At 72.4% G+C, this 20,149-nt stretch carries 24 protein-coding genes; 15 read left to right on the plus strand and 9 right to left on the minus strand.

The annotated features are described in order from the left end of the window. Positions 1-35 precede the first annotated feature (35 nt). Positions 36-794: a 3-oxoacyl-ACP reductase FabG gene (gene fabG / locus ACFQUZ_RS30265; RefSeq protein ID WP_377448346.1), complete on the plus strand. Its 759-nt coding sequence runs from the start codon at positions 36-38 to the stop codon at positions 792-794. 89 nt (positions 795-883) lie between these two features. Here fabG and ACFQUZ_RS30270 read toward each other — a convergent pair whose 3' ends face one another. Together ACFQUZ_RS30270 and ACFQUZ_RS30275 are read right to left on the minus strand one after the other, a co-directional pair. Then, positions 884-1,321, minus strand: a complete 438-nt coding sequence (locus ACFQUZ_RS30270) for a hypothetical protein (protein ID WP_377448387.1) — start codon at positions 1,319-1,321, stop codon at positions 884-886. Positions 1,322-1,334: 13 nt separating this feature from the next. Then, complete coding sequence (locus tag ACFQUZ_RS30275; protein WP_377448348.1) at positions 1,335-1,727, minus strand: hypothetical protein; 393 nt, start codon at positions 1,725-1,727, stop codon at positions 1,335-1,337. 194 nt (positions 1,728-1,921) lie between these two features. Between ACFQUZ_RS30275 and ACFQUZ_RS30280 the strand changes: the two genes are divergently transcribed. The 4 genes from ACFQUZ_RS30280 to erm all read left to right on the plus strand — a co-directional run bounded on the left by ACFQUZ_RS30280 (position 1,922) and on the right by erm (position 5,041). Next, the gene (locus tag ACFQUZ_RS30280; protein ID WP_377448350.1) at positions 1,922-2,629 is read left to right on the plus strand and encodes a hypothetical protein; all 708 of its coding nucleotides are present in this window, start codon (positions 1,922-1,924) and stop codon (positions 2,627-2,629) included. A 59-nt stretch (positions 2,630-2,688) separates the two neighbouring features. Continuing rightward, complete coding sequence (locus ACFQUZ_RS30285) at positions 2,689-3,588, plus strand: Gfo/Idh/MocA family protein (RefSeq protein ID WP_377448352.1); 900 nt, start codon at positions 2,689-2,691, stop codon at positions 3,586-3,588. 68 nt (positions 3,589-3,656) lie between these two features. Further along, entirely contained in the window at positions 3,657-3,779 is a 123-nt protein-coding gene (locus ACFQUZ_RS30290) for a hypothetical protein (RefSeq protein ID WP_377448354.1), read from the plus strand. A gap of 449 nt (positions 3,780-4,228) precedes the next feature. Further along, positions 4,229-5,041, plus strand: a complete 813-nt coding sequence (gene erm / locus ACFQUZ_RS30295; protein WP_377448356.1) for an ErmE/ErmH/ErmO/ErmR family 23S rRNA (adenine(2058)-N(6))-methyltransferase — start codon at positions 4,229-4,231, stop codon at positions 5,039-5,041. Positions 5,042-5,130: 89 nt separating this feature from the next. On the opposite strand, the gene ACFQUZ_RS30300 is transcribed toward erm, so the two are convergent. Beyond that, positions 5,131-5,322, minus strand: a complete 192-nt coding sequence (locus tag ACFQUZ_RS30300) for a DUF2795 domain-containing protein (RefSeq protein WP_377448358.1) — start codon at positions 5,320-5,322, stop codon at positions 5,131-5,133. A gap of 95 nt (positions 5,323-5,417) precedes the next feature. Here ACFQUZ_RS30300 and ACFQUZ_RS30305 point away from each other — a divergent pair, with 95 nt between their 5' ends. Continuing rightward, positions 5,418-6,677, plus strand: a complete 1,260-nt coding sequence (locus ACFQUZ_RS30305) for an erythromycin esterase family protein (RefSeq protein WP_377448360.1) — start codon at positions 5,418-5,420, stop codon at positions 6,675-6,677. On the opposite strand, the gene ACFQUZ_RS30310 is transcribed toward ACFQUZ_RS30305, so the two are convergent. After that, a complete protein-coding gene (locus ACFQUZ_RS30310) occupies positions 6,659-7,510 on the minus strand; it encodes an enoyl-CoA hydratase/isomerase family protein (RefSeq protein WP_377448389.1) in 852 nt (283 codons plus the stop codon). The genes ACFQUZ_RS30305 and ACFQUZ_RS30310 overlap by 19 nt on opposite strands. A 32-nt stretch (positions 7,511-7,542) precedes the next feature. Between ACFQUZ_RS30310 and ACFQUZ_RS30315 the strand changes: the two genes are divergently transcribed. The 3 genes from ACFQUZ_RS30315 to ACFQUZ_RS30325 all read left to right on the plus strand — a co-directional run bounded on the left by ACFQUZ_RS30315 (position 7,543) and on the right by ACFQUZ_RS30325 (position 10,156). Continuing rightward, positions 7,543-8,283, plus strand: a complete 741-nt coding sequence (locus ACFQUZ_RS30315) for an MBL fold metallo-hydrolase (protein ID WP_377448362.1) — start codon at positions 7,543-7,545, stop codon at positions 8,281-8,283. A 9-nt stretch (positions 8,284-8,292) separates the two neighbouring features. After that, entirely contained in the window at positions 8,293-9,390 is a 1,098-nt protein-coding gene (locus ACFQUZ_RS30320; protein WP_377448364.1) for a dipeptidase, read from the plus strand. Positions 9,391-9,478: 88 nt separating this feature from the next. Beyond that, the gene (locus tag ACFQUZ_RS30325) at positions 9,479-10,156 is read left to right on the plus strand and encodes a hypothetical protein (RefSeq protein ID WP_377448366.1); all 678 of its coding nucleotides are present in this window, start codon (positions 9,479-9,481) and stop codon (positions 10,154-10,156) included. Positions 10,157-10,197: 41 nt separating this feature from the next. On the opposite strand, the gene ACFQUZ_RS30330 is transcribed toward ACFQUZ_RS30325, so the two are convergent. After that, complete coding sequence (locus tag ACFQUZ_RS30330) at positions 10,198-10,446, minus strand: hypothetical protein (RefSeq protein ID WP_377448391.1); 249 nt, start codon at positions 10,444-10,446, stop codon at positions 10,198-10,200. 41 nt (positions 10,447-10,487) lie between these two features. Next, a complete protein-coding gene (locus ACFQUZ_RS30335) occupies positions 10,488-12,890 on the minus strand; it encodes a M4 family metallopeptidase (RefSeq protein ID WP_377448368.1) in 2,403 nt (800 codons plus the stop codon). A 217-nt stretch (positions 12,891-13,107) separates the two neighbouring features. On the opposite strand from ACFQUZ_RS30335, the gene ACFQUZ_RS30340 reads away from it, so the two are divergent. Continuing rightward, entirely contained in the window at positions 13,108-13,647 is a 540-nt protein-coding gene (locus tag ACFQUZ_RS30340; protein WP_377448370.1) for a hypothetical protein, read from the plus strand. Here ACFQUZ_RS30340 and ACFQUZ_RS30345 read toward each other — a convergent pair. Continuing rightward, positions 13,628-13,834, minus strand: a complete 207-nt coding sequence (locus ACFQUZ_RS30345) for a hypothetical protein (protein ID WP_377448371.1) — start codon at positions 13,832-13,834, stop codon at positions 13,628-13,630. The genes ACFQUZ_RS30340 and ACFQUZ_RS30345 overlap by 20 nt on opposite strands. Before the next feature lie 67 nt (positions 13,835-13,901). Between ACFQUZ_RS30345 and ACFQUZ_RS30350 the strand changes: the two genes are divergently transcribed. After that, a complete protein-coding gene (locus tag ACFQUZ_RS30350; protein WP_377448373.1) occupies positions 13,902-14,291 on the plus strand; it encodes an integrase in 390 nt (129 codons plus the stop codon). 127 nt (positions 14,292-14,418) lie between these two features. On the opposite strand, the gene ACFQUZ_RS30355 is transcribed toward ACFQUZ_RS30350, so the two are convergent. Beyond that, positions 14,419-15,855 (minus strand): PLP-dependent aminotransferase family protein, encoded by a 1,437-nt coding sequence (locus tag ACFQUZ_RS30355; RefSeq protein WP_377448375.1) that lies wholly within the window; start codon positions 15,853-15,855, stop codon positions 14,419-14,421. A 53-nt stretch (positions 15,856-15,908) separates the two neighbouring features. Here ACFQUZ_RS30355 and ACFQUZ_RS30360 point away from each other — a divergent pair, with 53 nt between their 5' ends. The 3 genes from ACFQUZ_RS30360 to ACFQUZ_RS30370 all read left to right on the plus strand — a co-directional run bounded on the left by ACFQUZ_RS30360 (position 15,909) and on the right by ACFQUZ_RS30370 (position 18,350). After that, the gene (locus ACFQUZ_RS30360; RefSeq protein WP_377448377.1) at positions 15,909-16,373 is read left to right on the plus strand and encodes a carboxymuconolactone decarboxylase family protein; all 465 of its coding nucleotides are present in this window, start codon (positions 15,909-15,911) and stop codon (positions 16,371-16,373) included. A 47-nt stretch (positions 16,374-16,420) separates the two neighbouring features. Continuing rightward, positions 16,421-17,191 carry an isocitrate lyase/phosphoenolpyruvate mutase family protein gene (locus tag ACFQUZ_RS30365; protein ID WP_377448379.1) on the plus strand — a complete coding sequence of 257 codons (771 nt, stop codon included), beginning with the start codon at positions 16,421-16,423 and terminating at the stop codon, positions 17,189-17,191. 157 nt (positions 17,192-17,348) lie between these two features. Next, positions 17,349-18,350, plus strand: coding sequence for a DNA polymerase domain-containing protein (locus tag ACFQUZ_RS30370; protein ID WP_377448381.1), 1,002 nt, complete (start codon positions 17,349-17,351; stop codon positions 18,348-18,350). 15 nt (positions 18,351-18,365) lie between these two features. Here ACFQUZ_RS30370 and ACFQUZ_RS30375 read toward each other — a convergent pair whose 3' ends face one another. After that, on the minus strand, positions 18,366-18,914 hold the full coding sequence (locus ACFQUZ_RS30375) for a CGNR zinc finger domain-containing protein (protein WP_377448383.1): 549 nt from the start codon (positions 18,912-18,914) through the stop codon (positions 18,366-18,368). A gap of 111 nt (positions 18,915-19,025) precedes the next feature. On the opposite strand from ACFQUZ_RS30375, the gene ACFQUZ_RS30380 reads away from it, so the two are divergent. Continuing rightward, the gene (locus ACFQUZ_RS30380) at positions 19,026-20,024 is read left to right on the plus strand and encodes a DMT family transporter (protein ID WP_377448385.1); all 999 of its coding nucleotides are present in this window, start codon (positions 19,026-19,028) and stop codon (positions 20,022-20,024) included. Positions 20,025-20,149: the final 125 nt, after the last annotated feature.

A 20,149-nucleotide genomic window follows, 5' to 3' on the forward strand; every position in this document is an offset into this window, starting at 1 on the left:
CGGCTCCCAGCCGTTAGTTACCGGGAGGTAGCCTCATGCCTGACCAGTCCCGAGTCGCGATCGTCACGGGCGGCGCCCGTGGCATCGGTGCCGCCACCGCCCGCCGCCTCGCCGCCGACGGTCACGCCGTCGCCGTGATCGACGTCGAGGAGACGGCGGCCCGGTTCACGGCCGAGGCCATCGCCGCCGACGGTGGGCGGGCGATCCCGGTCGCCGCCGACGTCGTCGACCGCGAGCAGGTCGAGGCCGCTGTGCAGCGGGTCGTCGACGAGCTGGGCGCCCCCGGCATCCTGGTTAACAACGCCGGCGTGCTGCGGGACAACCTGCTGTTCAAGATGACCGAGAGCGACTGGGACACGGTCCTCGGCGTGCACCTGCGCGGCGCGTTCCTGTTCAGCCAGGCGGCCCAGCGGCACATGGTCGAGCAGCGGTGGGGTCGGATCGTCAACCTGTCCAGCACCTCCGCGCTGGGCAACCGCGGGCAGGCCAACTACGCCGCGGCCAAGGCCGGTATGCAGGGCTTCACGAAGACGTTGGCGATCGAACTGGGGCCGTTCGGGGTTACCGCGAACGCTGTCGCGCCGGGTTTCATCGTGACCGACATGACGGCGGCGACCGCGGCCCGGATGGGCGTCGACTTCGAGGCGTTCCAGAAGCACGGCGCCGAGCAGATCCCGGTACGCCGGGTGGGCCAGCCGGAAGACGTCGCGCACACCATCTCGTTCCTGGTCAGTGAGGGTGCGTCGTTCGTTTCCGGCCAGGTGGTATACGTCGCCGGGGGGCCCCGGACCTGACCCCGGACCGGTCGGGCGCGGTCCGCCACCCGGCTGCGCGCGCGGGCCGGTAGCTGGCCGGGCGTGGCCGGGCCGGCCGTCCGCGCGGATCAGTCGCTGGCCGGGCCGGGGCGTGGCCGGGTGCGGCGCAGCCACAGCAGGCCGAGCACGGGCAACACCAGCGGCACGTAGCCGTACCCCCGGCCGAAGCCGGACCAGACGGTGTCGTCCGGGAACAGCGCCGGGTCGAGCAGGCTGATGGTGCCCACGGCGAGCACCCCCAGCAGCTCCACCGTGCAGCAGAGGGTCGCGGTCCGGCGTCCACCGCGTCCGCCCCGGGCCAGCCCGACGGTGGCGACGATGTAGATGGCCGCCGCCAGCGCGGAGAGCAGGTAGGCCACCGGCGCCTCGCCGAACTTCGCGACGAGCTGGTAGCCGGCCCGCGCGCTGGCGGCGATCGCGAAGAGCAGGTAGACGGCGATCAACAGCCGTCCCGGTCCGCGGCCGATCCCGCGCGCCGGAGTGTCACCTCCCGGCCGCGCCCGGATCCCGCCCCGCGACTCAGCCACCCACGGCCTGCCAGGTCTGCTGCAACCGCACCACCACCACCGGGATCACCAGGCACACCACCGTGACGATCCCGGAACCCCACCGGGTGGGTTCCATCCGGGCGAGCACATAGGCCAGCGGCGGCAGGCAGACAAGCGTCACCAGGTAGCCGGCGAACACCCCCGGCTCCCCGGGCCGGCCACCGCCGACGAGGTCGACGACGGCGACCACGGCCAGCACCAGCAGGGCCGCCTCGACCACTGCGACGCCGACGAGCTGCCCGCGATCCGGCGGTCGGTCGCGCACCGTTGCGACAAGTGCCCAGGCGGCGACGACGAGGGAAAGGACGATCGGGACGGTCGCGACCGCCCCGGTCACCGGGGTCGCCTCGGCCGCGCCGGTCACGGGACGCACCCCGGCTCGAGATCGGTCACCGGAACAGCGTACTGAGCGCGTTGGAGCTGCCTCGACCGGCCACACCGGTCCGGTCGTGGCGGCGGCTTCGGCGTGCCCCTCCACTGGCATGGCCATGCCCATCCATCAGCTTCTATCATCGATTAGCTGTTTTCACCGGGTGCTCGGTGGAAAGGATCTCCAGCGTGGGCGCAGCGGGTATCTGGACGTTGTTGTTGGTCGGCGGAGGCGTGGCGCTGGCCCTGGTCGGGCTGGCCGTGCTGGCCGACCGGCCACGCGACGACGACGGACCCGACCCCGAGTCGGCGCACGCCGAGGCGGCCGAGCTGACCGCGCACGCCGCCCGGATGCATGACGACGCCCGCCGGGCCGCCGCGAACTCCGTCGAGGCCGCCGAGCGGCTCGCCGCGGCGCAGCGGGCGAGAGACGAGGCGTGGGACGCGCAGGAGCGCGCCGAGCAGGCGTACGAGCGAGCCTTCCAGGAGGTGCTTGACGGCCGGAACACCGAGAAGCCGGTGATCGACGGCGTGCCCGAGGACCCCGAACGGGAGCGCGAGGTGTCCCGGGCGGCGCTTTCCGCGTACCGGCGGGGGGACATCTCGGTGCGGGAGCTGCGGGAGGTCTGGCGGCTGACCGGCGACTGGGATCCGGCACAGGAGGAGCGGGAGTGGGCCGCTGACCGGCTGCAACGCGAGCGGTCGGCGGCGCGTCGGGCGTACGAGCGGGCGGCGGCCGAACTCCACCGGACCGCCGAGGTGGCCCGGGTCGCCGAGGTGGCCGCCAACGCGTTGGTGGCGGAGGCCGCGGCCGCCGCCGTCGAGGCGCAGCAGGTGCAGGACGTGCTGGTGGCGGATCGGCGGCGCGCCGGGCGGCGGTGGCGTGTCCGGCGGTGACGCCCGCGGTGTGTTACCAAGGGACCTTCCCAACCGAAGCGATAAGAAGGGGCCCTTTCTTGCTCAACGTTGGAGTATTCGGGACCGGGCAGTGGGCCGCCGAGACGCACGCCGCCGCGATCGCGGCACATTCCGGTACGCGGCTCGCCGGGGTGTGGGGACGGAACGCGGACAAGGCCGGCGCGTTGGGCGCTCGGTTCGGCGTACCCGCGTTCACCGAGGTCGACGAACTGATCGAGGCCGTGGACGCGGTGGCCGTGGCGCTGCCGCCGGACATCCAGGCCGACATCGCGACCAGGGCCGCGACCGCCGGGCGGCACCTGCTGCTGGACAAGCCGGTGGCGCTGCGGCTGGCCGACGCCGACCGGGTGCTCGCGGCGACCGAGCAGGCCGGGGTCGCCTCGGTGGTGTTCTTCACGAACCGGTTCCACGGCAACGTCTCCGCGCACCTGGCCACCGCGGCCGCGCTCGGCGGCTGGTGCGGTGCCCGGGTCACCATGCACGCGTCGATCTACCAGCCGGGCAACCCGTACGGCGAGTCGCACTGGCGGCACGAGCACGGGGCGCTGTGGGACATCGGGCCGCACGCCCTCTCATTGCTCGTCCCGGTGCTCGGACCGGTTACCCGGGTGGCCGCCATGGACGGGCCGCGTGGCCTGGTGGACCTGTTGCTGGCACATTCGTCGGGCGCCACGAGCACGGTGTCGTTGACCCTGGACGCGCCGGCCGCCGCCATGGCCCGGGAAGCGGTCCTCTACGGCGAGAACGGCACCGACGAGGTGCCGCACGGCGACGGCACGGCCGTGGACGCCTTCGGCCGGGCGATCGACCAGTTGCTCGCCCAGGTCGACTCCGGCGCCCGGGACCACGGCTGTGACGTGCGGTTCGGCCGGGACGTGGTGGCCGTGCTGGCGGCGGCCGAGACCGCCCGTACCGAGGCTCGCACCGTCGAACTGTGACAAGACAGTCGCGACCGGCGCCGATAAACGCTTTGGCGGCCGGCGCCGGTCGCGTTAGCCTGGCCTCCATGTGCACGCATGCCCTGATCCGGACGGTCGGTGCGCCGGCCGCCCGGGGTCCGCAGCGCGGCCCCCGCCCGTGGAGCCGGCGTACCGCCCTGGCCTCGCGCCAGGACGCGTCCGCCGTCTGAGTCTCCACCTCGCGATTCGTCACCCCGCGAGGGTTCTCTTCGCGTATCCGCGTCCGCGTTGACGCCAGGGCCTACCGAGTCCAGATTCCTCGGACAGGCCCCGAGCGCGCACACCTTCCGTCGCGCCCACCCATCCCCACCCTCCCTCCTCCCCCTTCCCCTCCCTCCCTCCCCCTCCCAACTCGTCGATCTAGGGCAGATGGTCGCGTTTGGAGATCGACTAGCAACCATCTTCCCTAGATCGACGGGGAAAGGGGTGGGTGGGAGAAGGGGAGGGGTGGGTGGGAGAAAGGGGTGGGGTGGCTCGTGGCCTGTCCTCATCGCCGCCATCGGTGGCAGAACAGGACACGGCCGTGGCTTTGCGCCGACCGCACCAGAATTCCCGATCCCACAAGCAGACCCCGCGCCCGAATCGACAGCCGCCGCGAGTGGATCAGCATCCTCCCCGAATGCCGGCTGCTGGTCCAGAACCGGCGTCCCGACCGGCCCGGCGAACCGAACGCGACCGTTCCCGGCGGGTCCTCTCGCAGAACTTTCTCGCCGACCCGGGCGCGCTGCGCCGCGTGGTGAAGGCGGCCCGACTGGGACCGGACGACCTGATTCTTGAGGTGGGTGCCGGGCGGGGTGACCTGACCCGGGCGCTCGCCGCCGGTTGTCGGCGGCTCATCGCGTACGAGATCGACCAGGTGCTGGCCGAGCGGCTCGCGGCGGCCTGCGCGGACCTGGACCACGTCGAATGCCGGGCCGAGGACTTCCTCGCCGCCGTGCCGCCGGCCGAGCCGTTCGCGGTCGTGGGCAACATCCCGTGGGCGCTCACCGCCCGGGTGGTGGACTGGTGCCTGGCCGCGCCGCGGCTGACGTCCGCGACGCTGCTGGTCCAGTGGGAGTACGCCCGCAAGCGCACCGGTGACTTCGGCCGGTGGAGCCGGCTGACCGTGCTCACCTGGCCGATCGTGCACTGGCGGCTCTCCGGTCGGGTGCCCCGGACGGCGTTCCGCCCGGTGCCCGGCGTGGACGCCGGGATCCTGCGGCTCGACCGGCGCGCGGTGCCGTTGCTACCGGCGCGGCAGCTTCCGGCCTACCACCGGCTCGTGACGACCGGTTTCACGGGGACCGGCGGTTCGTTGCACGCCACCCTGCGGCGACACCATCCCCGGGGCCGGTTGGACGCGGCCTTCCGGGCCGTACGGCTGGAGCATGACACGCCCGTCGGATCGGTGTGGCCGGAACAGTGGTTGGCGCTGCACCGCCTGTTGGCCTGACCGCCAGCGTTGGCGGGCAGCACCAGCGTCAGTGCTCACGAGCTGGTCTGACCGCCAGCGCCAGCGGTGGCGAGCTGGCATGACGGCCGTCAGGCCAGCTCGCTGAGCGACTCACCCACCTCCTGGGCGCTGGCGAACTGGTCGGCCGGCAGCGACCGGAGCAACTGCAGCACAGCCGTGCCGGCGCCGTTCTCCTGAGCCCGCCGGACCATGTCCTCCTTCGATACGGGAAAGTCGAGTCCTTCGAGATACTCCTGCAACTGCAGGACGTTGACCGCCATGTGCCGAGTTGTACCCATCGGTCCCGCCGGCACACCTGCGACACGCCCAAACCGGCCCGGGTTTGTCACATGGCACGAGGGGTAGCCCGACGCTCATGGAGGCACACCGGCTCGGGGATCCGCGCGACTTCGATCCGTTGCTGGAGCGCATCGGCCGGGCGCGGGTGGTGATGCTCGGCGAGGCGAGCCACGGCACGTACGACTACTACCGGCTGCGGGAGCAGTTCACCCGCCGGTTGATCGCCGAGCACGGCTTCTCCTTCGTCGCCGTGGAGGGCGACTGGCCGGACTGCGACCGGGTGCACGCGTCGGTCGTCGGCGCGCCGGGTGGTGACGCCGACCCGCAGGCCGCCCTGGGCCGGTTTGTCCGGTGGCCGACCTGGATGTGGGCCAACGCCGAGGTCGCCCGGTTCTGCCGCTGGCTGCGGGCCTGGAACGTGGAGCGGCCCGCGGCCGACCGCGCCGGCTTCCACGGGCTCGACGTCTACAGCCTGTGGGAGTCGATGCAGGCCATCGTTTCCTACATCGGCGAGGACGATCCGCCGGCCCGGGCCGCCGCCACCGACGCGTACCAGTGCTTCGAGCCGTACGGCAAGCAGATCGAGGAGTACGGCGCGGCCAGTCGGTTCGTCTCGGCGCGCTGCGAGGACGAGGTGGTCCGCCTGCTCACCCGGCTGCGGGAGGGGGCCGCCACGGACGGCGCGGCCGCCTTCACCGCCTGGCAGAACGCCGAGGTGGTGGCGGGGGCCGAGCGCTACTACCGGACGATGGTCGGCGGCGGCCCGGAGTCCTGGAATGTCCGGGACACACACATGGCGGACACCCTGGACCGGCTGCTCGACCGGTACGGTCCGGCGGCCCGCGCCGTGGTCTGGGCGCACAACACCCACGTGGGTGACGCGCGGGCAACCGACATGGCGCGGTCCGGCATGGTGAACATCGGCCAACTGGCGCGGGACCGGCACGGTGCCGACGACGTGGTCCTGGTCGGCTTCGGCAGCTACCAGGGAAACGCCGTCGCGGCGTCGCGCTGGGGCGCCCCCGCCGAGGTGATGACGGTGCCGCCGGCCCGGCCGGGGTCGCTGGAGCGGCGCTGGCACGAGCAGTTGCCGGAGCGGGCGTTAGTGATCTTCGGGCATCCCGACGACGAGCCGGACTGGCTCACCGAGCCGGTCGACCACCGGGCGATCGGGGTGGTCTACGACCCGTCGTTCGAGCAGTGGGGCAACTACGTGCCGACCCGGGTGGCGCAGCGGTACGACGCATTCATCTGGTGCGACCAGACCACCGCGCTGCATCCGCTGGTCGCCCGTGCCGCGCCGGGGGAGATGGAAACCTACCCGGCCGGCGTCTGACCGGCGGCGGGCGTCTGACCGGCGGCGGGCGTCTGGTCGGCGGCGGGCGTCGCCGGGGGAGCCCAGCCGAACTCCGGGGTACGCCGTTCCGCGAACGCCCGGACCCCCTCGGCGGCTTCCCCGGAGTCGAGGGACAGCCGATGCCAGGCCGCCACCCGGTCGGGGTCGGTCCGCCCGGCGATGGCCATGTCGACGATCTCCTTCGCCGCCATGACGCTCAACCGGGAGCGGTCCGCGATGCCGGCCGTCAGCGCGGCCACCTCGGCGTCCAGCGCCTCCGCCGGCAGCACCCGGTCGACCAGGCGCATCGCGGCGGCCCGCGGCGCGTCCACGAGATCCGCCGTGAACAGCAGGTACTTGGCGGCGGACGGGCCGACCAGGTCGACCAGGCGCCGGGTGGCACCGGCCGGATAGACCAGGCCGAGTCGGGCCGGTGGCACGCCGAACCGGGCGTCGTCCGCGGCGATTCGCAGGTCACAGGCGACGGCCAACTGGCAGCCCCCGCCCACGCAGGCCCCGACGATCCGGGCGATTGTCGGCTTGCCGAAGCTGGCCAGCCGCTCCTCCGCGGCGACGGCGAGGCCGCCGTCCCCGGCTACCAGCATGGCGTCGAGGTCGGCCAGGTCGGCACCGGCGCTGAACGCGTCCCCGGCGCCGGTCAGCACCAGCACCCGTACCCGGGAATCGGTCGCCAGCCCGTCCAGCAGCACCGGCAGGTCCCGCCACATCGCACTGGTCATCGCGTTGCGCCGGGTCGGGTTGTGGATGGTGACGGTGGCTACCGGACCGGCCACCGCGACCAGCAGCCGGCCGTCGGACGTCGTCGCGGTCATCCTGGCCATCGAGCCTCCGGTAGGTTGCTGAGGTGCGTCGACCACTGACTCATCTGGCCGGACGGGTGTGGCTCTACCCGCACGACGAGGACCCGGCCAACGTCCAGGGCAGCGTCGCCATCATCGCCGACGACGCGGGCAGCGTACTTGTCGACTCGGGCAACGGGCCGGCGGCGGCCCGCCGGGTGATGGCGGCCATCGCCGACGCCGGGCTGCCGGACCCCCGCCGGTTGGTCTATACCCACCACCACTGGGACCACGTCTGGGGCGCCTGCGCCTGGCCGGATGTGGAGATCATCGGTCACGTCGCCGGTGCGCGGATCCTGGCCGACGAGGCGCGTCGGCCCTGGAGCCACGATTACCTACGGGAGCAGGTGGCCGCTAATCCCCGGCTCGGACCGAGCTTCGAGGCGCGGAGGCGGGCCATGGAGTCATGGCGGGACTTCGTGGTGCTGCCACCGCACACCGAGTTCGTGGACACGCTGTCCCTGCCGGGCGGGATCGAGGTGCGGCACGTCGGCGGTGGGCACGCCGAGGATTCGACGGTGGTCGCGGTGCCTGATTCCGGCGTCCTGCTGCTCGGTGACTGTTTCTATCCGCCTCCGCTGCACCTGCGAGGGCCGGACGACGGGTACGACGTGGGGCTGCTCCGGACGCTGCTGGACGAGAAGCGGTCCGGCCGCTTCGACTGGTACGTGGACAGTCACGGCGAGCCGAGTTCGGCGGCCGCGGCACGGGCGCTGCTCGCTGCGGCCGACGGCGGAGCCGGCTAGCCTCGATCGATGACCGTGGAAGAGTCGACACAGCCGACCGTCTGGGACGGGCACAACGATCTGGTCTGGGAACTGCGCGACCAGGCCGGTTACGACCTCGACAAGCTGGATGTGGGACGGCACTGCCCATCGGTCCGCACCGACCTGCCCCGGCTGCGGGCCGGCGGGGTCGGCGCCCAGTTCTGGTCGGTCTTCGTGCCGTCCTCGCTCGCCGAACCGGCGGCCGTGGTGGCCACGCTGGAGCAGATCGACGGGGTGCGGCGCCTGGTCGACCGCTACCCGAACGACCTGGCTCTGGCCACGACGGCCGACGAGGCGACCGGGGCGATGTCCGCCGGCCGGATCGCGTCGCTGCTCGGTGCCGAGGGCGGCCACTCGATCGGCTCCTCGCTGGGGGTGCTGCGCGGCCTGTACGCGCTGGGCGTGCGCTATCTGACGCTGACGCACAACGACAACACCCTGTGGGCCGACTCGGCGACGGACATCCCCGCTGTCGGCGGGTTGTCCCCGTTCGGGGTCGAGGTCGTCCGGGAGATGAACCGGATCGGGATGATCGTGGACCTGTCCCACGTGCACGAACGGACCATGCGGGCGGCCCTGGCGGCGACCCGCGCCCCGGTGATGTTCAGCCATTCGAGCGCGCGGGCGCTCTGCGACGTACCCCGGAACGTGCCGGACGACGTGCTCGCCGCGATCCGGGGCAACGGTGGCGTCTGCATGGTCACCTTCGTGCCCGAGTTCGTCACCCCCGGCCGGCAGGCGTGGCGGGACCGCCGGGAGCGGCACCGGGCCACGCTGACCCCGGACGAGCGGGAGGGTGACTGGCGTGCGGGGTTCCTGGCGACCGATCCGGCGCCGGTGTGCACCATCGACCACGTGGTCCGGCACGTCGAGCACGTCCGCGAGGTGGCCGGGGTGGACCACGTCGGCATCGGTGGTGACTACGACGGCGCCGACAGCATGCCGGACGGGCTGGCCGACGTGTCCGGCTACCCGCGCCTGTTCGCGGCGCTCCGTGAACGCGGGTGGTCGGCGGTCGAGCTGGCCAAGCTGGCGCACGGCAACATGACGCGGGTATTGCGCGCGGTCGAGGACGCGGCCAGCTAACGCGACGTCCGTGAACGCCCGTCGCACCGCTTCTGCTGATGATCCGACGCTGCGCTCCGGTGGCGAACGAGCTTGGGGAGGAACGTCGATGGTGGGGGAGACGACGCCGTCCGGGGCCCAGGAGGGCGGGCGGGTCCGACGGATCGTGCTCTGGGCCGGTCTCGCCGTCGTGGTGCTGGCCGTGGGGGCGCTCGCGGTGGTACGCAGTGGCGTGTTCGCGCCCGACCCACCGCCTCCCAGCCCGCCACCGGTGGCCGACTGCGAGGCGTTTGGTGCGGTGCTGTCGGCCGACCCGGGCGGCTCGTGGTCGGTAACGGACGACGAGATCAGCGCGTCCGACGACGAGGCGAGTTGCACCTTCCGGCACCGGTCCGCCGACCGGCGATTCTCCATGGAGGTCCGCATCGCGGTGAAGTCCGAGACAACGGAGTCGGCGCGCCGCAGAGCCGCCCAACTCCGTTGCATCGGCGACCCGCAGCAGGTGCCGCCGGACACCGCCGGCGCTCAGGGGATCGCGCTGTGCCAGTACTGGGACGAGAACATCTTCGCGGTCAATCTCCGCGCGGTCGGCCACGAACGCTCAACGCGCCTGCGGGTGACCTCTCGGGGGAATCCGAAACCGTCGCCCGAGGAGGCCATCTACGACCGTGACCTGTCGGTGAAGCTGACTCGCCGCAGCCTCACCCTGCCCGCCTGCGCTCTGGTCGAGTCGAGTCGGGACGAGGACACGCGCCAGCGATACGGTCGCGCGTGTCAAGTGACTTGATCTCCGGCGCGGCGCCGCCCGACGGGCGCCGCAGCGTACGCTCATCGTTCGTCCTCCCGGCCCTCGGTGGTCCGATCCAGCCGGGCGACGCCGATCTTCGCGTCCGCCATCCCGTAGAACACGTACCGCGTTCCGTCGATCTCCTCGATGGCGGTCGGGAACACCACGTTCGCCACCACCCCGGTGGTTTGGTCGGGGGTCTCCGGCACCATCAGCGGTTCCTTGGTCCGGGCGAGCACCCGGGCCGGGTCGGCCGGGTCGAGCAGCGAAGCGCCCCTTACTAGCGCTATGCACCAATAAGGGGCGCTTCGGTGCCCTTAGTAGCCGCGCGTCAGGAGACGTTGATGGCGGTGTCGTCGATCACGAACGAGGTCTGCAACGACCAGTCCTCAGTCCCGAGGAACCTCACCCTGATCGTCTGTCCCGCGTACGCCGACAGGGAGAACGACTTCTGGCTGTAGCCGCTCGCCGCGTTGAGGTTGGAGTACGTCGCCAGGGTGGCCAGCACCGAACCTGACGAGTTGAGCACCTGGACCCGCAGCGTGTCGTACGCAACGGAGGAGGTGGTCTCGGCCGTGTCGATGTGCAGCCAGAAGCTGAACTGGTACGCCGAGCAACCAGCCGGCAGGCTCACCTGCTGCTGGATGTACTCGGTGCTGCTGTAGCCGTACCCGTTCAGCCAGGCGAAGCGGGTGCCCGAGTGTGGGGTCTGGCCGCTGTACGAACCGATCGCACCGGTGTTCCCGGTCCACGGCGAGGTGCCGCTCTCGAAGCCGGGGTTGCCGAGCTTCTGGCCGGGGCTGGAGCAGCCACCGGCGCCGGTCACCGTGAGCGTGTAGCTGGCGCTGCGGGTGGCCGACGGGCCGGTGCCGGTGATGGTGACGGGGTACGTCCCCGGCGGGGTCGAACCCGAGGTGGCGATGGTCATCGTGGAGGAACCACCGGCGGTCACCGACGGCGGGTTGAACGAGGCGGTGGCCCCGGCCGGCAACCCGCTGGCGGAGAACGTCACCGTCTGCGCCGAGCCGCTGGTGACGGCGGTGGAGACGGTGGCGGAGACGGACCCACCCGGTGCGGTGGAGCCGGCGGTCGGCGAGACCGCCACGGAGAAGTCGTTGCCGGTGGAGCATGGCGCGTCGTTGCCCGCGACGTTCACCGCGGTCCACGCGGCCTGCACGGTCTTGTACTCGGTGCTGCAGCTGCCGTACAGGTCGGTGGCGGCCCGCAGGGTGTAGGCCCGCGCGGTGTTCGCCGGGTTGCTGGTGTTGACGTACGCCGTGTTGGACGTGAAGTACACGTCGAGCGCCCGCCACCAGATCTTCTCGGCCTTGGCCCGGCCGATCCCGGTGACGGCCGGGGCGGAGCCGCAGACCGGGGAGGTGCCGTACGGCGTTGCCCCGGTGCCCTCGGCGAGGTTGAAGTAGAAGTGGTTGGCTACGCCGGAGGAGTAGTGGACGTCCTTGTTCCGGGTGCTGGTGGACCAGCAGGAGTCGGAGCTGCCGTCCAGCGACGGGTTGTACATGTAGCGCAACGGGGTGCCGTTGCCCCTGATGTCGATCTTTTCACCGATCTGGTAGTCGCCCGGGTCGGCCGAGGTGTTGGCGTAGAACTCGACCATCGAGCCGAAGATGTCGCTTGTCGCCTCGTTGAGTCCACCGGATTCGCCGGAGTAGGTGAGCCCGCCGGGTACGACGTTCTCGGTGACGCCGTGGGCCATCTCGTGGCCGGCGACGTCGAGCGCGACTAGCGGCCGGGCGTTGCCGGACCCGTCGCCGTACGTCATCCGGGAGCCGTCCCAGAACGCGTTCACGTAGTTGTTGCCGTAGTGCACCCGGCTGGCCACGCCGCGACCGTCACCGAAGATGCCGTTGCGGCCGTGCACGTTCTTGAAGTAGTCGTAGGTCTTCGCCGCGCCGAAGTGCGCGTCGACACCGGCCGACTGCCGGTTGGACTGGCTCCCGTTGCCCCACACGTTGTCGGCGTCGGTGAACGTCGTGCAGCTGGACGTGCCGTTGTTCATGTCGCAGGTGGACCCGTTGCCGCGCACCGGGTCGACCATGGAGTAGGTGGACCCGCTCTGGGTGGTGTCGATCGTCACCGTGCCGGAGTAGATGCTGTTGCCGGTGCCGGCGACCGCCTCGATCTCGTCGTCGGAGCCGAGCACCGCGCCGGTCCCGGCGTCGGTGTAGACGTGCAGGCGGGACGGCGTCTGGCCGTCGGGGGCCCAACCGTGCACGAGGGTGTCCCAGGCCAGTTTGCCCACGCCGGAACTGGCGTCGACGAACAGTCGGGGGGCGTCCACCTTGGTGATCTTTCCGGAGAACTCGGCCCGGGCCGCCTTCGTCGCGGCGGCGGCGTTCACCTTTGGTGTGGTCCCCACCGACACGGGTCGGGTGAGGCCGACCGAGGCGCCCGCGTACCCGCCGCCCGGCGCGAGGTGGACGACGAAGTCGCCGCCGTACACCGGAAGGCCGTGGTAGGTCCGGGTGTAGCGCACGTGCGCGGCGCCACTGGCGTCGATCTTGGTGCTGTGTACGGTGTACGCCTCACCGTCCGCGGCCTGGGTGGCGCCGCGATTCGTGCGGAGTACGTCGGCCGCCCTGGCGACGGCGGTCGGCTCGGCGGTGGGCGGTGCGGCGGCGGGCGGGGGTGCCGCCGCGACGGTGGGGGAGACGCTTACCAGGGCCACGCTGGTGAGTAGCGCGGCGCCGGCTGCGGCGAGGGTTCTGTTCACTCTGCCCTCCTGGGGGGTGGTGTGACGGTAGTCACCCATGTAGATATAGCTATATGATCGGGGGAAGGGAATTGGACGAATGTCTATGCTTCGATGTGACATCCAGGTGAACTTGGACGCACGCCCCCGACATGTCGACCGTCAGCCGTCGCCGGAACCAGGCAGGTCCGGCCCGCGTCCGAGTCTTATGAGGCAAACGACGCTTCCCGCCGCGCTGATGCTCCTCCTGTTGGTCGGTTGCGCATCGGCTGATCCGGAGTCATCTGCCCCCACCCCGAACCCGTCCGGCCAGGTGGCGACCGACGGTTCGGCCACACCCACGGCATCCGTTCCGGCGACGCGGCTCCCCGGCACGCCGGCCACCCCGCCGAGCCAGGCCAGCCCCGCCCCGAAACCGTCCGGCAGCCGTGCCGTTCCAGCCGGCGTCCGGATCGAGGTGACCCGGTCCGGCGGCTTCGCCGGGCTCGCCGAGACGGTCGTCGTGGAGCCGAACGGACAGTGGGCCCGGGACGGCTCCGGTGCCCGGTCCACCGGCTGGCTGACGGCCACCGAACGGAGCCGGCTCACCGCGTTGCTGAGCGATCCACGGCTGGGCCGCGAGGCGGGGGACCACCTGCGCGAGGGCTGCGCCGACACATACCGGTGGACGCTTGCCGCCGGGTCGGTGAAGGTGACCTACGACGAGTGCCTGCCGCCGGGTGACCGGCCGGCCGCCACGGTCGCCGTGGTCACCTACGTCATCGAAACGGCTGCCTGAGCCGCTCGACGGCCGAAAGGCCGCGCACCGCCGGGAGACGGCGGCCTGAGTCCCTGCACCGCCGGAAGGCGGCCAGCGCGTCGGGGTTCTCGATGGTCGGCGGCACCGGTTCGTCGCGGACCTCGACCAGGGTCCGGATAGTCCGGCGCAGGATCGTGCCGGAGCGGGTCTTGGGCAGCGCCGGCACCGGCGCCGAACGGTGCGTGGCGGAGAAATCGCGACGGCGCCGCCCCCGGTCGGGGGACGATGGCGGCATGCGATCGAGACTGCGGAGGCTGCACGTCGACGGCCGGGCGTACATCTGGTCCGCCCGCGTCGGTCACGTGGTCGGCCCGGACGGGCTCTGCCATCGGTGCGTACGACTGCGCGTCTGGGGAGCCGGCAGGAACGGCCGGGCGCTCCAGGTCGATCTCCTGTCCGAGGCGCCGCCGGGACCGTGGGGGGATCCGTGCGCGACGGACGGATGCTTTCCGGAGGCGGCCGACGTCCGGACCGTCATCGAGTACGGGCTCAGGCACGGGTGGCAGCCCGACCAACTGGGCGGCACCCACCTGCTGACCGCCGATCCGCCGGGGGAGGCGTTGACCCTGCCCCACTTCGTCGCCACCGACCTGCTCCGGGCGGCCGACGCGACGGCGCGCTGACCGGGCGGGGGCCGACCGGGCGGGGGCCGACCGGGCGGGGCTGGGCCCGGCGGGGCTGGGCCCGGTGGGGCTGGACCGACAAGGCGGGACCGACCTGGGCGGGTGGCCCACCGATCCGGGGTCCTGATCAGGCCGAGCGCAGCACCCGGACCAGGGTGTCCACCGCCGCCGGGTAGCGGTGTGTTCCCGGCGTCCCGTACCCCACGATGATCCCCGGCGGTTGCCGGACCGGCCCGTCACCCCCGGCCGGGTGCCAGTGGCTGGTCAGACCGGCGAGGGCAAGCCCCTGCCGGGCGGCGGCGGCGAGCACCGTCGCCTCGGACCGGCCGGACGGTGGCAGGTCGATCAGTGCGTGCAGGCCGGCGGCCACCCCGCGCGGCGCCGGCCGCCCGGGCAGCGGCGGGCCGAGCCGATCGACAAGCAGGTCGCGCCGCCTCCGGTAGCGCAGCCGGCAGGCCCGCACGTGCCGGTCGTACCCGTGGCTGCCGATCAGGTCGGCGAGAGTCAGTTGGCCGATCACCTCGGTCTGCGCGTCAGCGTGCCGTTTCGCCTCGGCCAGCGGTTCGACCAGCCGTTCCGGCGGCACCATCCAGGCCAGCCGGAGCCCCGGCGCCAGCGTCTTCGCGGCCGTGCCGAGATAGACCGTGTGCTCCGGGGCCAGTTGCTGCACGGCACCCACCGGCTGGCGGTCGTACCGGAACTCCCCGTCGTAGTCGTCCTCGATCACCAGGCCACCGGTGGCGCGCGCCCAGTCGGCCAGGGCGTGCCGCCGGTCCGGATGCAGGGTGACTCCGGTGGGGTACTGATGCGCCGGGGTGACAAGCACCGCCCGGACTCCGGCGTACCCGGCGGTCGACAGCAGGTCGGTCCGGGCGCCACACCCGTCGACCGGCAGCGGCAACACCGGTACTCCGCGCCGGAGGACCACCTCCCGGTGGAAGGCCAGCCCGGGGTTCTCCATCGCGATCGCGGTGTGCTGGCCGGCCTCGTCCCGGAGCACCTCGGCGAGTAGCGCGAGCGCCTGCACCGAGCCACTGGTGACCAGGATCCGTCCCGGGGTGGCGAGCACCCCCCGGGCGCGGCCCAGGTAGCCCGCGAGGGCGGTGCGCAGCTCGACCGTCCCCCGCGGGTCGCCGTAGCCGTAGGCGGTGGCGGGCGCGGCGGCCAGCGCCCGCCGGGTGGCCCGCAGCCAGGCGTCGGTGGGAAAGCTCGTGACGTCGGGGCTGCCCGGTCGCAGGTCGTAGCGGAACGCCCCGTCTGGCGGCGCCGTGGCGCCCGGCTCGGCCGACAACGGCGTGACACCGGTCAGCCTCGCCACCCGGGTCGCCGAGCCGGGCACAGCGGTGAGGTAGCCCTCCGCGATCAACTGGTCGTACGCGGCGCTGACCGTCCCCCGGGAGAGTCCGAGCTGCGCGGCCAGGGTGCGGCTGGCCGGCAGCCGCGCGTCGGTAGCGAGCCGGCCGTCCCGGATCGCCTCCCGCAGCGCCCGTTCCAGGCCGGCCCGCCGGCCGGCGCTCCGGTCCAGCTCCACATGCAGGTCGATGCCGAAATTGGCCCAATCCATCGGCACAAAGTTGGACCTTACCGTAGGGCCGCCTGTCACCTACCGTTCCCGGTATGACGACGCAGACCGTCGCCGGGCCCGCGCCCCGGCTCGCCGTGGACACCCTCGCCCCGCACATCGACAAGGCCATGAACGCGCTCGACGCCGCCTCCCGGCAGACTCGCCTGGAGGCGCCGTTGCTGGAACTCGTCCGCGCCCGCGCCTCGCAGCTCAACGGCTGCGCGTACTGCGTGGACATGCACAGCAGGGACGCCCGCGACGGCGGGGAGACCGAGCGTCGGCTCTACGCGTTGCCGGTGTGGCGGGAAGCGCCGTTCTTCACCGCCCGGGAGCGGGCCGCCCTCGCGCTCACCGAGGCGGCCACCCGGCTCACCGACGGCCCGGTCACCGACGAGGTGTACGCCGCCGCGGCAGCCGAGTTCGACGAGACCGAACTCGCCGAGCTGATCTGGACGATCACTGTGATCAACGCGTGGAACCGGCTCGGCGCGACCGCCCGGCCGTGGGCCTTGTCATGACGGAACGCGGGACGCCCCCGGCGTCGGGTCAGGCAACGCCGCGGCCGGTGGCGTCGGACTCGGTCGGCGCGGACCGGGCGACGGCGCTGCGCGCCCTGCACCGACCCGGTGCCCCGGTGGTGCTCCCCAACGCCTGGGACGCCGGATCGGCGCGGGCCGTCGAAGCGGCCGGCTTCCCGGTCGTGGCCACCAGCAGCGCCGCCATGGCCGAATCGCTCGGCTACGCCGATGGTGAACACGCCCCGGTGGATGAGGTCATGGATGCGGTGGCCCGGATCGTCCGGGTGGTCTCCGTCCCGGTCACCGTAGATCTGGAGAGCGGGTACGGGCTGGCCCCCGTCGAGTTGGTCGAGCGGCTGGTGGCCACCGGGGCGGTCGGCTGCAACCTGGAGGACACCGACCCGCGTACCGGCGAACTGCGGGAACCCTCGGCGCAGGCCGACTTCCTCGCGGCGGTCCGGTCGGCGGCCCAACGTGCCGGCGTGGAACTTGTGCTGAACGCCCGGACCGATGTCTACCTGCGGGGCGGCGCGGAACCGACCACCCTGCGGGCGGAGGCGGTCCGGCGCGGGCGGGCCTACCTGGCCGCCGGCGCGGACTGCGCCTATCCGATCGCCGTCGGCGGAGCTGCGCTCGACCGGACGACGCTGGTGGAACTGGTACGGGAGATCGGCGGGCCGGTAAACGTGCTGTACCGACCCGACGGGTTGACGCTCGCCGAACTCGCCGAAACCGGAGTCGCCCGGGTGAGCTTCGGACCGGGCATCTACCGGGCGTCGCAGGCTCACCTGTCCAGCACCCTGGCTACGCTCCGCTGAGCGGGAGGGACCCGCTCATGTCCTTGACCCGCTAACCGGGCCGGTCGGTTTCCGTCATGGCGTACGACGAGCGGCTCGGGTGTCGTTGACCTCTGCCCGTGGACCGGGGAAGGTGATCGGATCAGCGGCGGACCGACCGGGCGAGTGGAGTGGGCGGATGACCGGCAGCGAGGAGCGGGACGGGGTTTCCCTGACCAATCTCGACCAGGCGCTGTTCGAGGGCGCGGACGCGACGAAACGCGACCTGGTCGACTACCTGGACGCCGTTCGGGACCGGATCGTCCCGCAGTTGCGGGACCGGCCGCTCTCGGTGATCCGGGTGCTGCGCGGTCAGGACCCGTTCATGCAGAAGAACCTGCCCAAGTACACCCCGGACTGGGTGCCCCGGGCCGCGGTGTGGGCAGAGGCGTCCCGGCGCGAGGTGTCGTACGCGCTGTGCAACGACCGCCGGACGCTGCTCTGGTTCGCCAACCAGCGGGCGGTGGAGTACCACCCCGCGCTTGCTCTGGCCGACAGGTGGGAGCACCCCACCCACATGATCCTGGACCTGGACCCGCCGGAAGTCGAGGATCCGGCAGCGGCCGCACCCGGGTCCGCGGTGTCGGTCGACGCGTTCCGGCAGGCCGCCCGCGCCGCCCATCTGGTCCGCTCGGCGCTGGCCGACGCCGGCTTGGCGGGGGTGGTGAAGACCAGCGGGGCGAAGGGTGTGCACGTGTTCGTCCCGGTGGGCGGGGAGGCGACCATCGAGGAGGTGGCGGCCGCGACCCGGGCCCTCGCCGCCCGCGCCGAGCGGCTCGATCCGGACCTCGCGACCACCGCGTTCATCCGCGAGGATCGGGGTGGCAGGGTGTTCCTCGACTCCACCCGGGCGGGCGGCGCGACGGTGGTGGCGGCGTACAGTCCACGGCTCCGCCCAGGCGTTCCGGTCTCGTTCCCGGTGGCGTGGGATGACCTGGACCGGGTGGTCCCGGCCGACTTCACCGTACGGACGGCACCCGGCCTGCTGGCCGACACCGATCCGTGGACCGAGGCGATGCCGGACCCCCTGCCGCTGCCCGTGGACCTGATCGAGGAGGGGCGGAGCATCCCGATGGCCCGGGTGCAGGCGATGCACGAGGGCAAGCGGCGTGCCCGGGCCCGCCGCGCGGCGGCCGGCTGACCGAAGGTCGCGGGGTCAGGATCGTTTGGTGGCCTGGCGAGCGCGATAGGCGGCGACCGCCGCGCGGTTGCCACACCCGGCGTCGCAGAACCGCTTGGAGCGGTTCTTCGACAGGTCGACGAGCACGTTGTCGCAGTCCGGGTAGTCGCAGAAGCGCAGCCGGCCGAGTTCCCCGGCGCGGATGAGATCCACGAACGCCATCGCCGCCTCCACCTTGATCCGTACCGCGAGTGGCGCGTCGCGGGGAACGGCGTGCAGGTGGTACGGCTCGTCGTCGTGCTTGATGAGTTGCGGCATGGCGTGCGCCTCGCGAAGCAGTCCGTTCACGATCTCCACGGCCCCGTCCTCGTCCGACCGCCAGATCGTCCGCAGCCGTGGCCGGACGGCCCGGACCTCTCGTAGCTCGGCTTCGGTGCGCTCGTGCCGGCCCGTGTACCGGTGAGTTTCGACGAACCGGTGCAGCGCGGCGAGGTCGGGCAGCCCGTCTCCGTCGCGGCGCGGCAGGGTGTTTACCAATGCGGCCGCCGCGACCAGGGCGCACTCGGTGTCATGAGCAAAAAGCACCTTGACTCCTGTCGGTGGGTCGGCCTACGGTCATAACCATACCGAGGCTTTGCTTATTACTCCTCGGTGGTGTCGCCGGGCGCCACCACGTTCCAAGCCGGAGGCTGTCCCATGCGCCCACGCCAATCCGCCCAGGTCGGCTTCGTTCTGGCCGTCGTCTCCGCATTCACCTTCGCCACCTCCGGAACCTTCGCCAGGTCCCTGCTGGAGGTCGGCTGGTCCGCCGAGGCTGTGGTGATCGCACGGGTCGGAGTGGCCGCGTTGGTGCTGGCGGTTCCGGCCATCCTCGCGGTGCGCGGCCGGTGGGCGTCACTACGCGGCAGCCTAAGCATGATCGGGCTGTTCGGTCTGCTCGGTGTCGCCACCGCGCAGGCGTGCTTCTTCAACGCGGTCCGGTACCTGCCCGTCGGCATCGCGCTGCTGCTCGAATACCTGGGCGTCATCCTCGTGGTGCTCTGGATGTGGGCCCGACACGGGCACCGGCCGCGCCGACTCACGGTGATCGGGGCGGCCACCGCCATACTCGGGTTGGTTTTCGTGCTCGACCTGACCGGCGCCGAGCGGATGGACCCGGTGGGTGTCCTGTGGGGCCTGGGCGCGGCAGTCGGGCTCGCCGGTTACTTCGTGCTCGCCGGCCGGGCCGATGCCGGGGTGCCCCCGGTGGCACTGGCCAGCGGCGGCATGGCGGTCGCCGCCCTCACCCTGCTGGGGCTCGGCCTGGTGGGTGCGCTGCCGCTGCGGGTCGCCTTCGACACCGTGACCTTCGCTGGTCAGCGGACCAGTTGGATGGTCCCGGTGCTCGGCCTGTCGCTGGTCGCCGCGGTCGTCTCGTACGTGACCGGCATCGCCGCGACCCGGCGGCTGGGCGCTCGGCTCGCGTCGTTCGTCGGACTGACCGAGGTGCTGTTCGCGGTGCTGGTCGCCTGGCTGTTCCTCGCCGAACTGCCGAGAGCCGTCCAGTTGCTCGGCGGGGCACTGATCGTCGCGGGCGTGGCGCTGGTCCGTGTCGACGAGCTGCGAGCCGCGTCGGTCGTACCCGGGCAGGGACCCGATGCCCCCCGTCCGCCGGATGCCACGGCGCGTGAGGACGGGCCCCTCGTCAACGCGTAGCGCGTTGGCGAGGGGCCCGTGCCGTCATGTCGTGGGTCAGCTGTTCCACTGCTCGGCGACCAGGTCAGCGGCCTGGCTCTCCCACTGCGCGTACTTGTCCGGGTACGCCGACACCTGCACCGTCT

Origin of the sequence: Plantactinospora sp. GCM10030261, from assembly GCF_042666615.1 — a bacterium.
GTDB lineage: Bacteria > Actinomycetota > Actinomycetes > Mycobacteriales > Micromonosporaceae > KBS50.